Below are 14,388 nucleotides of genomic sequence, written 5' to 3'. Positions count from 1 at the left end.
TAAATTGATTAATTTTAAGAAAAATGATCGCAAAATTTTTTATGTAACAGTTTTTTTATAAATTTAAACAATGGATTGGTCAAAAATTTGCTCATCCAAACCAAAATCAACAATCTCAAAATAATAATAATATGGCAATGTTTAATTATGGTGTTGGCGGAAACGAAGTCAAAGTCGACGCTAATGAAGCTATTCAGGAAATTCAGGAAAACAAATCACTCATTGTAAGCCAGCTTACCACAGATGAATCATATGTTCCCGAAATTGTAACAGGACTAAAAACGGTAGAAGATGTCTTCAGGCATTTTCAGCCTTCTGTAGCTGTACAGCATGAGACAGAAGACGGAAATGTTGTAGAAGAAGAATTCCGTTTTCAGAATCTTGCAGACTTTACTCCCAAAAATCTTGTGCAGAAATCAGATTATCTTCAGCAGCTCAGCATGGAGCAGGAGCAGTACAATAAAATTGTGCGTCAGCTGAAAACCAATAAAATTCTGCGCAACATGCTGGAAAATGAACAGACCAGAGCTGCATTTATCGAAGCATTAAAGGATGTAGCACAAGAACTTGAAAAATAAACTAAGAACCTACACAAAATATTATGGATAGTAAATTACAGGCTGCAGAAAGCCAACAGCATAATCAACAGCAGCAATCCGGAAAACCAAAAGGTAATCCCGTTGAGGAATTAAGCAAAATTGGCGGTTTTGCCTTCATCGAATCGGTTGTTGACGGAATTGCCAATATGAACCCTACGAGAAAAGCAAGAAAAGAAATTTTCCTTACTGACAGTAATAAAACTGAAGAAAGAAAAGAATTGCTTCAGAAAATAAATTTGTGGGTTGAACTTTTAGGAAGCAACGAGTCTGCAGAAAAAATGGCAGATACGTGCAAAACAAAAGCACAGGCTGCAGATCAGAATTTAAAGACAAATTTAAAAAATACACTTGACTCCGTTCGTCAGCTTGAGACCAGTTACAGAACGGTTGCACAGTTTTATAAAAATACAGAATTAGATAAAGTTGATAACGTAAGCATCGTCAATGCAACTTTGGAACAGGTATCAGACCTGGATAATCCTCTGTTTATTGATGCCGTTGCTGAAGAGTTCAAGCAGTATTATGACCGTCTGGATCTCCGTGATAACTATTCGATTTTAGCGATTCCCGGATATTTGGGGTCCAATAAGGTAATCGAAAAGTGGGCGAAAATCTGTAATGAAAATAAAGTCATGATGGTTACTGATTTTGCCAATTTAGATAAACCGGATGATGTGGTAGATTTATTCCATTCCGCAAATCTTACGGGTGGTGAACTGCATAGAAGTAATGTCATTATGACCTGTAACTGGCTAGTCGGACGTGGAAGAGCGGAAGAGGTAGGTGAGGAAGAGAATGTAGAACTTCCACCATCCACTTCATTGGCGGGTAAAATTCATAAGACTTTAATGTCTCAGGTTGCTGCAGGTAAAAAACACGGTAATATCAACGAAGTAGATGCTGTAAAATTCGAATTGAAGAAGAGTGAAATTTCTCAATTGGAAAAAATGGGTCTTGTTCCCATGGTGAATGAATATGGTAAGATCATGGCTTTCTCAGCAAAAACATTGTTTACAGGAGATAACATTGGCCTTCAGACTTATTCTGTAGTTCGCGTATTCGATTATGTAACTAAAGTTTTATTGGATTTCTTGAACAGAAGAGCCTTTGAGAACTGGAATGCAAGAAATGAAGATGATCTGAGAAGGCAGATTGTTACATTTCTTGATGGCATTAAAGGTGCAGATAAGCTGATAGAAAAGTTTAAAATTGTTCGTTTCGAACAGGATAAGGTAAATAAAGATAGAGTATGGTTGGATATTCGCCTAACTCCATATTTCCCAACCAAAAGTTTTGTTATCAAACTTGACGGTCATAAAGGAGATGACGGAAATGAGTGGGATGCTGAATACATTCAGGACTGATCATTCTAAAAATAACAAAAAGCCGATGTATAAATTATATCGGCTTTTTTGTGAAATCAAGTTGTAGGTTAAGTGGTATTGAAAACCAATTTTCTCTGAAAAATAAAGTAGAAAAGAATTATCTTACTTTTTTTTTAATGAAATTCTATCGTCCCTTTTGACTGATTATGATTAGAAAAGAATAAAACAGGACAAATAATAAATTATCTTTGCAGATAAAATGAGACGGCTTTTTGGAAAAGAACAGAACAGCATCAGACTTTCTTCACATCGGAACCAAGCTTCTGAAATGGTATGATAAAAATGCAAGGGATTTACCCTTCAGAAATACAAAAGATCCTTACAAAATATGGATTTGCGAAATTGTTTTTCAGCAAACCAGAATTGCTCAGGGATTAAATCACTATAATAATTTTGTCAGAAGATTTCCTGACGTCAAGACTTTAGCAGACGCTCAGGAAGATGAGGTTTTGTTATATTGGAAAGGTTTAGGCTATTATTCAAGAGCTATTAATATTCATAAGGCTGCACAGCAGATCATGAATGACCATCATGGGGAATTCCCTCATCAGTATGAAGATATTCTAACACTTAGGGGGATAGGTAAATATACTTCTGCTGCTGTTTCAAGCATTTGTTTTAATGGGAAAATGCCGGCTGTTGACGGAAATTTTTACAGGGTTTTGAGCCGTATTTTTGCTGATGATTTTGATATTACAAATTCAGGAGCGTTCAACTATTTTTCTCAGTTGGCACATTTGATCATGCCTGAGAATGTAGGTGATTTCAATCAGGCAATGATGGATTTGGGTTCTGAAATATGCAGACCGAGAAATCCTCTGTGTGTAGAATGTCCGGTCAGTAAAGACTGTCTGGCATTTTCTCTTAATAAGATTTCAGATTTTCCGGTTAAAACAAAAAAAGTAAGTGCGAAGGATCTGGATTTGAAATATTATTTCGTTCACAGAGATGGGAAATTTTTAATTCAGCAGAGAAGAGATGATTTCATCTGGAAAAAACTGTTCGAGTTCCCGTCTGAAATTTCTGATGATTTAATACCATTTATTAAAAGTGTTAAAACTGTCAGTCATAAATTAACCCACAAAAACCTAAGCATAGAAATTTTTAATGTTGAGGTTAATTCGGAGGAAATATGGGAAAACTTTAATAGAAAAAATGACTACCTCATTACTGATGTTAAGGGTTCTTCCGGAAAATCATTTCCAAAACCACTGGAAAATTATATTCAGAATTATGAAACTGCATACAGAATTCTTTAATGTTTGGATCTGAAAGAGATTTTTCATGCCTGCCATTTATCTTATGAAATAAAAGTTTTGGGAGCCTAAAAGTTTATTTTGAAAATAATATTTTTCTTAGCGGCCTTACTGAAATCTTTTACAGAACTATAAATTTCAATTGTAAACTCGTTGAAATGCTGAAATTTGTGTCCCAAAATCTAAAATGTAATTTGTATTTTTGCCAAATGATTAGAAAAGTCATTTTTATTTTTGCTTCTTTGCTTCTGATTTCCTGTGAGAAAGAGACTCAACCAAAACCTTTTGGTGAATTGAGATTAGAATATCCCACCCCGAAGTATCAGAAATTTGATAAAAACTGTTCGTACGATTTTGAATATTCAGATTTTGCTAAAATTGTTGATGCAAAAAGACCTTGCTGGTACTATATGACGTATCCGAAAATGAAAGCGAAAGTTTTTATAACTTACTTTCCTGTGAAAGGTGATTTTGCTGATCACGTCAGAGAATCTGAAAAAATGGTTTATGAGCATACGATAAAAGCAAGTTCCATTGAAGCTAAATCTTTTCAGTACCCTGACAGAAAAGTATATGGAAACTTTTATGAACTCAAAGGTCAGAGTGCTTCCAATCTGCAATTTTACGCAACAGACAGTACAAAGCATTTTGTAACGGCCTATCTGTATTTTGATACAAGACCAAAACCGGACTCTCTTGCTCCCGCAGTTGACTATATCAAAAAAGATATTTTGCATATGCTGGATACTTTTGAGTGGAAAAATTAATATTAAATAGACTGATCATTATAAGTAATCAGTAAGATTGCATTTGAGAAAAAATATAAAACATATGAAATCGCTAAGATTACATATGACCGTTAAAGAAATATAAAATACATATGAAATCATTAAGATTACATATGACCGTTAAAGAAATATAAAATACATATGAAACTTTTAGTTGTAGGAAGTGTTGCGTTTGATGCAATAGAAACACCATTTGGAAAAACGGATAAGATTTTGGGAGGAGCAGCCACATATATTGGGATCACCTCATCCGTAATGGGAGTTAAATCAGGGATTGTTTCTGTAGTAGGAGGGGATTTTCCTCAGGAACATCTGGATATGTTCACGAAAAGAGATATTAATATCGAAGGCCTGGAAATCGTAAAAGAGGGAAAAACTTTCTTCTGGTCGGGAAAATACCATAATGACTTAAATACAAGAGATACTTTAGCAACTGAAGTTAATGTTCTTGAAAATTTTGACCCAAAAATTCCTGAATCTATGCAGGATGCAGAGATTTTGTTATTGGGAAATCTTCATCCCGGTGTTCAGCTGTCTGTTCTTGAAAAAATGAACCAGCGTCCTAAACTGGTTATTTTGGATACCATGAATTTCTGGATGGATTCTGCGTTGGAGATTTTGAAAGATATGATTGCTAAAACTGATGTGATCAGTATCAATGATGAAGAAGCAAGACAGCTCTCCGGTGAATATTCTTTGGTAAAAGCTGCGAAGAAGATTCACACGATGGGGCCTAAATTTGTAATTATCAAAAAAGGTGAGCACGGTGCTATTCTTTTCCATGATGATAAAATATTTGCCATTCCGGCACTTCCGTTAGAAGATGTTTTTGATCCGACCGGTGCAGGTGATACTTTTGCAGGAGGATTTGCTGCTTATCTTGCTAAAAAAGGAAAATTCGATTTTGAAACGATGAAATCTGCGTTGATTGTAGGTTCTGCAATGGCGTCCTTTACGGTGGAGAAATTCGGAACAGAAAGAATTGAAGAGATTAGCGAAGCCGATATGCTGGAGAGAATCAATCAATTTAAAGAATTGACCACTTTTACGGTTGAGTTGTAATCAAACAGGCTTTTTTAAGAAATATTTATAATAAAAAATTGAGTGTAATTCGTTAAGAATTATAAATTTGCAACTCGTTTAAAATAGTAAAATGATAAATAAATTAAGTATTGCTTTTCTTTTTGGGATTTTTACTTTGTTGTTTTCAACAAAAGTAAATGCCCAGCTGAAACCGGGTCAGTTAATTGACGGGATCGCAGCAGTGATTGGCAATGAAATTGTGCTGGAATCTGATGTTGAGGAACAGATGAATTACGGGAAGCAGCAGGGTGCTGGTACTACCGACAAATGTGACTTTCTTGAAAATCTTATCAATAACAAATTTCTTGTTTTTGAAGCTAAAAAAGATACAATGATTGAAAACCGTTCTGCTGCAATCAAAGAGCAGGCGAATGCAAAATACAGTCAGTTGCTTTCCCAGTTTCCTGACGAAAAATCAATGTTGACAGCTTACAAATTCAGAACCGGATATGAAATGAAAAATGCGATCGAAAAGATCGATACAGATACCTATTACGGTCAGGCAAAATATCAGAGAATTACCGAAAAAGCTGATGTTACTCCTAACGAAGTGACAGATTTTTATAACCTTTACAAATCACAGTTACCGGAAATCAAGGATGAAGTATCTCTTTCGCAAATTGTTATGAATCCGAAATTGACAGAAGCTCACAAAGACGAGTTGATCAATAAATTAAAGAAAATAAAACAGGATATCGCAGGGGGAGAAAGTTTTGAAAGCCAGGCAAGAATTTACTCTGAAGATCCGGGTTCTGCCCCGAACGGAGGATTAATGAAAAATGTTTTTAAGGGCCAGATGGTAAAACCGTTTGAGGCAGCTGCTTTAAACCTTCAGGAAGGAGAGATCTCTGATCCTGTAGAATCAGAATTTGGATATCACATTATCCAGTTGGTGAAAAAATCAGGAAAAGCATACGATGCAAGACATATTCTTTTGATGGCAACTCCTACAGCAGAAGAAATCACAACAGCAAAAAAGAAATTAGACAGTATCAGAGGTCTTATTCTGGCTGAAAAAATAACTTTTAAAGATGCCGCTTTCAAATATTCAGATGATAAGAAGACGAAATTTAATGCTGGTGTAATTTCAGGAGGCGACGGTTCTAACAAAATCGAAAGAGAAAGTATTCCGGGAACAATCAGTTATGAATTGGCAGGATTGAATAAAGGAGACATTACAACTGCTTTTGATGATGAGGATGAAAGAAAAAGAAAAATCATCAAGATTGTGAAGATTGAAGATGTAATTCCGTCGCATCAGATTACTCTGGAAACTGACTATGACAGAATAAAGCAGATGGCTCTGCGAAAGAAACAGGGAGAAATGGTTGAGAAATTTGTAAATTCAAAACTTTCAACGACATTTATTTCGATTGACAGCCGTTACGATACATGTAACTTTAAAGGAAACTGGAAAAAAGAATCCATGAAAAAATAACTTAAAAACCTTCAGAAAGTTCTGAAGGTTTTTTTTTATGCAAATTTTTTTTTTGATGTATATTAAAATCTGCGTTTTTAGTATTTTTACAGGATGAGTAATTTTATAGATTTCAATTCAGCAAAAAAACTTCACGAGATGCAGCAAAGCACAAACAGGATCTCCGTGCTTTTTGATATTAAATATCCTATTATTCAGGCGGGCATGATCTGGCATTCCGGTTGGAGGTTGGCCTCTGCTGTTTCAAACTGTGGAGGTTTGGGCTTAATTGGTGCAGGAAGTATGTATCCTGATATCCTGAGAGAGAATATTCAGAAATGTAAGAAAGCGACGGATAAACCATTTGGAGTGAACGTACCCATGCTGTATCCTAATGTAGATGAAATTATTCAGATTATTCTCGAAGAAGGGGTGAAAATTGTTTTTACATCTGCCGGAAATCCTAAAACTTATACAGAAACACTCCAAAAAGAAGGATTAAAGGTTGCGCATGTCGTTTCATCAACAAAATTCGCTGTAAAGTGTGAAGATGCCGGGGTAGATGCTGTTGTCGCAGAAGGATTTGAAGCGGGCGGTCATAACGGAAGAGATGAAACTACTACTTTTTGCCTTATTCCCAATGTTAAAAAACATATTTCTAAACCACTTATTGCGGCTGGCGGAATTGCTTTAGGTTCACAGATGAAAGCGGCCATGATTTTAGGGGCTGACGGACTGCAGATTGGAAGCCGTTTTGCTGCAACAACAGAAGCAAGCGCTCACAATAACTGGAAGAAGAAAATAACCGAATTGCAGGAGGGGGATACACATCTGACTTTGAAAGAACTTGCACCGGTGCGGTTGGTTAAAAATAAATTTTTCAATGATTTGGAAGAAATTTATAATGTCGGTAGAAATTCCGAATCACTCGTTGCAGCTTTAGGACGGGCAAGAGCTAAACGCGGAATGTTTGAAGGGGATATGGAAGAAGGCGAACTTGAGATCGGCCAGGTTTCAGCATTGATTAATGAGGTTTTACCGGTAGAGACGGTGTTTAAACAACTTTTGAAAGAGTTTGATGAAACCGATAATCCCACCCTGTAAATAATGATAGAAGAAGTCATTGATGTCAAAGGGAAAAAGTTATTTGTAAAGTATAATCTTTCATATAAAAATAAGCCTGCGATTGTATTTTTGCATGACAGTTTAGGTTCAGTTCAGCTTTGGAGAGATTTTCCTGAAAATCTTGCTGAAGCTACACAATGTAATATTTTAGTTTATGACCGTTTGGGCTATGGAAAATCTTTTCCAATGGTTACTCACGAAAGAGAAAATAATTACATGGAAGCGGAAGCGGATGTATTAAATGATCTTCTTTCAGAATTAAATATAAATGATGCTATTCTTTTCGGACATAGTGATGGAGGGACAATCGCTTTAATAGCAGCGTCAAAATATGCCGAAAAAATCAAAGCTGTTATTTGTGAAGCAGGACATATATTTGTTGAAGATATTACCGTTAGAGGAGTTAATAAAACTTTCACGGCTTATAAAACAACAAATCTCCCTGAACGTCTCCAAAAATATCATGGAGATAAAGTTGAAATAATTGTAAAAGCCTGGACGGAAATCTGGCTGAGCGAGAAATTCAGAACCTGGAATATAGAATATCTTTTAAAAAACATTACAAGTCCGCTTTTGTTTATTCAAGGTGAAAATGACGACTACGGAACATTAGATCAGGTAAATCAAACGATCAGTCAGGTGAGCGGTACTGCAGAAAAGTTCATTATTCCCCATACCGGACATACGCCACATAAAGAGTCTCCGGAGATTGTTTTGCACAAATCTATTCAATTTATACATTCTGTAATAGAGTAGTATGTTAAAATCTCTTTTTCAGGAGAGATGGAGAAAATTCAAAAAAAATTGATTGAATTGCTTTAAAATATTTCAAAATGTATTAAACCTCAAAAAATCAGGAACACGATATTGCTTTTTGTTTGTAATCAGTATCATATTAGGCCATACTCAAAAAGTTTTCAATTCAATCCCGATGTTTTTCCTTGCCTGCACTTCATATTTTTCCTTAAAATAATCGGTTTTAAAAATACTGTCCAGATTCAGAAAATGATGCAGGACTTTTTTTCTTCCCGGCTGATAGAGAAAGTCAGGGTAAATGGAATATTCTTTTCTTATTTGTTTGGTATACACTAAATAAGATTCATCATCTTTCCCCAGAATTGATAAATCAGCATCCAGTAAATAGTTAATGTCACTGTTTTCCGATGCCTGATGTAATTTTGTTGCAATGATCTGCTTTGAGATTTCGTTAATCTGATGTGCGTCTAAACCGGCTCTTTCAAGTCTGTCTTTTGCAAATTCAGCACTTTTTTCTTCATTCGATTTTGAAGTTGCATCGTAAATGATGTCGTGGTAAAAAACTGAAAATGAAATAGCATCGAGATTTAAAATTTTATTCTCTACCGACTTCAGTTCAGAAAACATATTTTCCAAATGAGTCAGATTGTGGTAATACCTGTTTTTTTGTGAATATCTTTTTTCAATTTCATACCAGAAACCTTTGACAAGAATTTCATCTATATTAAAGTGAGAACATCGCTGGAAGAACAGATCTTTTAAATCCATATTTAAAATAATAAAAAAGGAACTTAAAAAGTTCCTTGATTTGCTTCCAGATGTGCTTTCAATTCAGCCCATCCGCCACCGTTGTAGCCATCTTTTAAACCTTCAGACTGAAGAAAGTCTAAAGCTTTTCCGCTTCTGTTTCCGCTTCTGCAGAACAGAACTACGGGTTTTTCAACAGAAAGAATCTCCTCTTTCCGGTCCTCTACTTCACCCAGAGGGATATTTTTAGCACCTTCTATATGTCCGTCCATTTCAAGTTCCATTGGTTCACGAACGTCGATCAATTGGTAATTTCCTGCTTTCAGTACATCTGCTAATGACATAGTCTTAATTATTTTAAGTTAAAAATATAAATTGGATCGTGAATTTTTTCTTCAGCCCAAGTCCCAACAAATTTATAAAATAATCTTAGTTTTGCAATGTAAAAATCATGAATACTGCCGCCGAAAAATATTCTCAACTGATAAAAGCTAAAGCTATAAGTTTTGGTTTTCAGAATTGTGGAATTTCGAAGGCTGATTTTTTGGAAGAAGATGCGCATCATCTTGAAAAATGGCTGAAAAATAACTTCCATGGTGAGATGAAATATATGGAGAACCATTTTGATAAACGTCTTGATCCAAGATTATTGGTGGAAGGTTCTAAATCTGTAATTTCTCTGTCCTACAATTACTTTCCGGAAGAGAAAATTTCAAGCCTGGAAAATTTTAAAATTTCAAAATATGCCTATGCTGAAGATTATCATGAAGTGGTGAAAGATATCCTGCGCGATATGGTTGCTGAACTGCAGGATGAAATAGGAGATTTTGGATTTCGTGTTTTTGTAGATTCTGCACCTGTTCTGGAAAGAAGCTGGGCCAAAAAATCAGGAATCGGATGGGTGGGGAAAAATGCCAATCTGATCACGAAACAGAGTGGTTCATTTTATTTTTTAGCTGAAATTATCTGTGACCTTGATTTAATTCAGGATGATGTTACAAGTGATCATTGCGGAAGTTGCAGAAAATGTATCGATGCCTGTCCTACAGATGCTATCGTTTCTGAAAGAATTGTTGACGGAAGCAAGTGCATTTCCTACGCAACCATTGAACTGAAAACTGAAATTCCTGATCATTTTAAAGACAGGATGGAAGACTGGATGTTTGGCTGTGATATCTGCCAGGACGTCTGTCCCTGGAATCGTTTTTCCGCTCCAAACATGCAAAACAGATTTAAGCCTAATGATTATCTTAAAAATTTTAAAAAAGGAGAATGGAAAGAACTTACCCAGGAAATATATTCGGAAATATTCCGCAAATCACCTGTTAAGCGTACAAAGTTTACAGGCCTGAAAAGGAATATTGAATTTTTAAATCAGTCATCAGAGAAATTGAAGTAAATATTTTGGGGATTGCTTTTTGAATTAAAATAAAGATTGCAAAAATAGTAATTGATAAAACTTAAAGGACAAAAGAACTGTTCAGAAATTATACTTTCCAAAAATAAAGTGGTTATGATACCGTTCCTTAAAATTATAATTTTAAAGAAATAAAAGAAGTTAATCAGTAAGATCTACCAGCAAACTCTGCTAAAGAAAAATGACTTTTAAAAGATTAAATCTTTAAGAAAATCATCGTTTTTTCTGAGTTCTTTTAGGAGCTGTTTTTACTCTTACTTTAAATCTTTTTTGCGATTTCGTATTTTTGTGCATATTTGTGAGGGTTTGATGATTAAATTTACTGATATTTCCGAATAAAACAAATACTTTTACGAAAAATTGATTATTAAATTTTATTCACCTATAGTAAAAAATATGACTGCAAAAACAATATTAATTTATGCTCTTAAGGCGATTGGAATCCTTGTAGGAATTGTGGTGCTGTATGCACTTTTGGGATTTTTGCTTCCCTTTATTGAAGTGTCTGCAAAAGACGATGGTGAAAAAAAGGAAATTCCTATCTACATTTATACTAACGGGGTGCATACCGATATTGTAATGCCGGTACGTAATGAACTTCATGACTGGAGCTCTAAAATTCCATTTTCCAATACAACGTCTCAAAGAACTGACTACAATTTTGTAGGAATCGGATGGGGGGATAAAGGTTTTTATCTTGACACCCCTACATGGGCAGACCTTAAATTCTCCACAGCAGTAAAGGCTGCCTTCTGGATGAGCGAATCTGCTATGCACTGTTCCTATTATAAGACGATGACTGAGGCTTCAGACTGCCGGAAAATAATGATCAGCAAAAAACAGTATCTGGATCTTGTCAGGTTTATTGATGCTAAATTTGATAAAGACGCCATCGGTAATTATCAGTTGATTCCCACCGATGCGATATATAGTGATAACGATGCATTTTATGATGCAAAGGGAAGTTACAGCTTTCTGAATACCTGTAATACATGGTCAAATGATGCCCTTAAATCTGCGGGGCAAAAAGCAGCATGGTGGACCCCTACCGACTATGGGATTTTTATTCACTATAAATAATAAAGTGAGACTTTTCTATCTTTTTTTGATTGCGAATGTTTTTTTCGTCATGCAAGAATGAACCGAAGATATCATTTGATGCTGTTTTTTCAGGAAACAGAGAGAGTGTTGAAATCAGAAAGCCGGAATTAGACCTGCAAAGGACAGAGAAAAAAGCAGAAGAGGCCATGGTTTTCTGTAAAAGCAGAAATATGAATACCGATTTCTGTATTCTGATCGATATGAGCCTTCATTCAGGGGTAACCGTTTTGCCGTTTGGGATTTCAGAAAAAATAAAATTTCAAAAACCTATCTCGTGGGTCATGGCTGTGGAACAAATTCCTGGAGCAGCGATGAATCCAAAGAAAATCCAGAGTTCAGTAACGATGACGGAAGCCATCTTTCAGCATTGGGAAAGTATAAACTGTCAGGACGGGGCCACAGCGATTGGGGAATCAATGTTAAATATCTCATGTATGGTTTGGAACCAACCAACAGTAATGCATTGAAAAGATTCATCGTTTTCAATTCATGGAATCTTATGAGTGATAGAGAAGTATTTCCCAAAGGATCACCGGAAGGTTGGGGATGTCCTACAATTTCAAATAATGCGATGCGTGAATTGGATCCTGTTATTCAAAACTCAAAAAAACCAGTATTAATGTGGATCTATAATTAATGTTTATTCTTTATTGTAAGCTCATAAACTGATGATGGAAGGCTGAAAGGTTCTGAAACAGCCTTTTTAACAAATAGAAATTTATTTTCTTCTAAAAAGGGAATCTGTTTGTCAAGATCATACAAATTAATCCATATATTTTCTGTGAATTGAATGGCCGTTTTTACTTTATTCCAAAGAGATTTTTTTACTTCCGGTAGATCATACTCACTGAGGATTATCAGTTCTGTGATTTCTGTCATTTTCTGCTCAGTATCTTCTCTGTAAGATGACCCGCTTTTAAAAAAACAGTAACCTGCCGGCTGTTGATCAGCATACACCATAATGACCTGATTGGAAAAATCATTCAGAATATTGATCATTTTTCTGCTGTCAAAATTTTCTCTGATATAATTTTCTATCAATTCTGACGAAACGGCTCTACTGTATGAATGCCGGATATATGCCTTCTTAAGTTCAAAAAGCTCATCAATACCCTGATCTGAGCCTATAACAAATTTTGAAATGATTTCCATTTTAATTTTTTTCAAAGGTATATGATTTGTCGGAGTCATTATCAGTACAGCCGGTAATACTTAGAGCGGTACAGATTTAAATTTTGTAAATTTGATCAGAACAGATTAAAAAATATGCAGAAATATAAGTATGAAGTATTTACATCAGTCATCAAAGAACAGATTGAGAGCGGAGCATTCAGCTTAGGGGAGAGGCTGCCCTCAGTTAGAGAAATTAAGGAGAAATATGCTTTGAGTACCAGTTCAGTTCAGAGAGGTTATGATGATCTGGTTATACAGGGATATGTCGAAAACCGGCCCAGGTCAGGTTATTTTGTTCTTTTCAAAAAAAATGATTCTATCCCTGAAAATATTTCTAAATTCCCTTTCATAATCCGTGATTCAGATTTTGACAGAAAAGTAATGCTGACTTCAGATATGGACGGAGGTTCTGAACATGCTCTCTTTAGCGCTGCTGCTCCCGGTGACTTAATGATTCCCCAAAAATTAATTCTGAGAAAAATGCAGGAAGTGATTCGGGAGAAATCAACTGCGATACTCAGATATTATCCATCAAACGGCTCAGAACAATTAAAAACCCGGATCGTTTCCCGCACATCAAGATTGGGTTCCAGAATGGATGCAGAGCAAATGGTTATTACCGATGGTGCGTTACAGGCACTTTATATTGCTTTGTCATCTGTTACTGAGGCAGGAGATATCGTCGCTGTAGAAAGTCCGTGTGTGTTTTCTGTTTTGGAGGTAATTTCAAATCTAAAACTGAAGATAGTGGAAATTCCCGTTCATTATAAAGATGGTTTTGATATAGATTATTTGAAGGAGGCCATCAATAAGCATATGATCTGTGCAGTGCTGATTACTCCCAACTTTCATAACCCGACAGGTATTCTTCTGTCGGACAAGTCGAAAAAGGAGATCGCATCAATTGCTAAAGATTATAAAATTCCTGTTATTGAAAATGATATCTATGGAGATCTTTATTTCGGGGATGAGAGACCTTCAACAATAGGCAGTTTTGATACTCAGGGCTGGGTACTTACCTATTCATCATTTTCTAAAACCTTGGCGCCGGGAATACGGCTTGGCTGGCTTTGCGCCGGAAGGTTTTCTCAAAAGGCAGAACGAATTAAATTTTCTTTAGGCAGATCTGTTTCTCCTCTGTATCAGGAACTGATGATAAAAATTTTAGAAGGCAATACCTACGACAGGCATTTGCGAACGGTCAGGAGAAAATTGGAAGTACAGGCTGTAGGATTTCTGAATCTTCTTAGAGCGCATTTTCCGGACGGTTCTTATTTTCATAAGCCGGATGGAGGATACAGTATTTGGGGAAAACTGCCGGACAATATTACCATGTCTGATTTTTACGGCTTCTGTGAAAATCAGAAAATCAGATTTACTCCCGGAGATACTTTTACATTTACTAATGCGTACAGTCATTGTTTCAGAATAATATTTGCAGATAAGGGTAATGCTGAAAGTATTTCTGCAATCAAAAAAACTGGTGCTAAAGCGAGGGCATTATCAGTGTGATTTTACCTGTTTATGCGTATATCAGATTA

Annotated in this window: 15 protein-coding genes; 12 read left to right on the top strand and 3 right to left on the bottom strand. The window is 35.6% G+C overall.

From position 1 onward, the window contains the following. The first annotated feature begins 131 nt into the window (after positions 1 to 131). The 8 genes from AC2A07_RS11670 (at position 132) to AC2A07_RS11635 (ending at position 8,409) form a co-directional block, all read left to right on the top strand. Positions 132 to 578: a type VI secretion system contractile sheath small subunit gene (locus AC2A07_RS11670; RefSeq protein ID WP_484050549.1), complete on the top strand. Its 447-nt coding sequence runs from the start codon at positions 132 to 134 to the stop codon at positions 576 to 578. A gap of 23 nt (positions 579 to 601) precedes the next feature. Beyond that, complete coding sequence (locus tag AC2A07_RS11665; protein ID WP_484050548.1) at positions 602 to 1,963, top strand: DUF5458 family protein; 1,362 nt, start codon at positions 602 to 604, stop codon at positions 1,961 to 1,963. A gap of 233 nt (positions 1,964 to 2,196) precedes the next feature. Further along, a complete protein-coding gene (gene mutY, locus AC2A07_RS11660) occupies positions 2,197 to 3,243 on the top strand; it encodes an A/G-specific adenine glycosylase (protein ID WP_484050547.1) in 1,047 nt (348 codons plus the stop codon). A 206-nt stretch (positions 3,244 to 3,449) separates the two neighbouring features. Beyond that, positions 3,450 to 4,007, top strand: a complete 558-nt coding sequence (gene gldD, locus AC2A07_RS11655; protein ID WP_314495758.1) for a gliding motility lipoprotein GldD — start codon at positions 3,450 to 3,452, stop codon at positions 4,005 to 4,007. A gap of 162 nt (positions 4,008 to 4,169) precedes the next feature. Continuing rightward, positions 4,170 to 5,090 carry a PfkB family carbohydrate kinase gene (locus tag AC2A07_RS11650; RefSeq protein ID WP_484050546.1) on the top strand — a complete coding sequence of 307 codons (921 nt, stop codon included), beginning with the start codon at positions 4,170 to 4,172 and terminating at the stop codon, positions 5,088 to 5,090. Between the two features lie 91 nt (positions 5,091 to 5,181). Beyond that, positions 5,182 to 6,549 (top strand): peptidylprolyl isomerase, encoded by a 1,368-nt coding sequence (locus AC2A07_RS11645; RefSeq protein ID WP_314495752.1) that lies wholly within the window; start codon positions 5,182 to 5,184, stop codon positions 6,547 to 6,549. A 93-nt stretch (positions 6,550 to 6,642) separates the two neighbouring features. Beyond that, positions 6,643 to 7,632 (top strand): NAD(P)H-dependent flavin oxidoreductase, encoded by a 990-nt coding sequence (locus AC2A07_RS11640; RefSeq protein WP_484050545.1) that lies wholly within the window; start codon positions 6,643 to 6,645, stop codon positions 7,630 to 7,632. Between the two features lie 3 nt (positions 7,633 to 7,635). Further along, positions 7,636 to 8,409, top strand: a complete 774-nt coding sequence (locus AC2A07_RS11635; protein ID WP_484050544.1) for an alpha/beta fold hydrolase — start codon at positions 7,636 to 7,638, stop codon at positions 8,407 to 8,409. A gap of 150 nt (positions 8,410 to 8,559) precedes the next feature. On the opposite strand, the gene AC2A07_RS11630 is transcribed toward AC2A07_RS11635, so the two are convergent. Together AC2A07_RS11630 and AC2A07_RS11625 are read right to left on the bottom strand one after the other, a co-directional pair. Continuing rightward, positions 8,560 to 9,177, bottom strand: coding sequence for an HD domain-containing protein (locus AC2A07_RS11630; RefSeq protein ID WP_484050543.1), 618 nt, complete (start codon positions 9,175 to 9,177; stop codon positions 8,560 to 8,562). Positions 9,178 to 9,200: 23 nt separating this feature from the next. Continuing rightward, a complete protein-coding gene (locus tag AC2A07_RS11625; protein ID WP_314495741.1) occupies positions 9,201 to 9,500 on the bottom strand; it encodes a rhodanese-like domain-containing protein in 300 nt (99 codons plus the stop codon). A gap of 107 nt (positions 9,501 to 9,607) precedes the next feature. On the opposite strand from AC2A07_RS11625, the gene queG reads away from it, so the two are divergent. The 3 genes from queG to AC2A07_RS11610 all read left to right on the top strand — a co-directional run bounded on the left by queG (position 9,608) and on the right by AC2A07_RS11610 (position 12,311). Continuing rightward, a complete protein-coding gene (gene queG, locus AC2A07_RS11620; protein ID WP_484050542.1) occupies positions 9,608 to 10,555 on the top strand; it encodes a tRNA epoxyqueuosine(34) reductase QueG in 948 nt (315 codons plus the stop codon). A 414-nt stretch (positions 10,556 to 10,969) separates the two neighbouring features. Beyond that, on the top strand, positions 10,970 to 11,653 hold the full coding sequence (locus AC2A07_RS11615; RefSeq protein WP_484050541.1) for a TIGR02117 family protein: 684 nt from the start codon (positions 10,970 to 10,972) through the stop codon (positions 11,651 to 11,653). Between the two features lie 295 nt (positions 11,654 to 11,948). Continuing rightward, positions 11,949 to 12,311, top strand: a complete 363-nt coding sequence (locus tag AC2A07_RS11610) for a murein L,D-transpeptidase catalytic domain-containing protein (protein WP_484050540.1) — start codon at positions 11,949 to 11,951, stop codon at positions 12,309 to 12,311. Here AC2A07_RS11610 and AC2A07_RS11605 read toward each other — a convergent pair. Further along, complete coding sequence (locus AC2A07_RS11605; protein ID WP_484050539.1) at positions 12,308 to 12,826, bottom strand: hypothetical protein; 519 nt, start codon at positions 12,824 to 12,826, stop codon at positions 12,308 to 12,310. The genes AC2A07_RS11610 and AC2A07_RS11605 overlap by 4 nt on opposite strands. A 114-nt stretch (positions 12,827 to 12,940) precedes the next feature. Between AC2A07_RS11605 and AC2A07_RS11600 the strand changes: the two genes are divergently transcribed. Next, positions 12,941 to 14,359: an aminotransferase-like domain-containing protein gene (locus tag AC2A07_RS11600; RefSeq protein ID WP_484050538.1), complete on the top strand. Its 1,419-nt coding sequence runs from the start codon at positions 12,941 to 12,943 to the stop codon at positions 14,357 to 14,359. Positions 14,360 to 14,388: the final 29 nt, after the last annotated feature.

This window comes from Chryseobacterium sp. HNCC26DJ238 (assembly GCF_057180465.1).
This window is presented reverse-complemented; position numbering and strand designations above follow the sequence as displayed.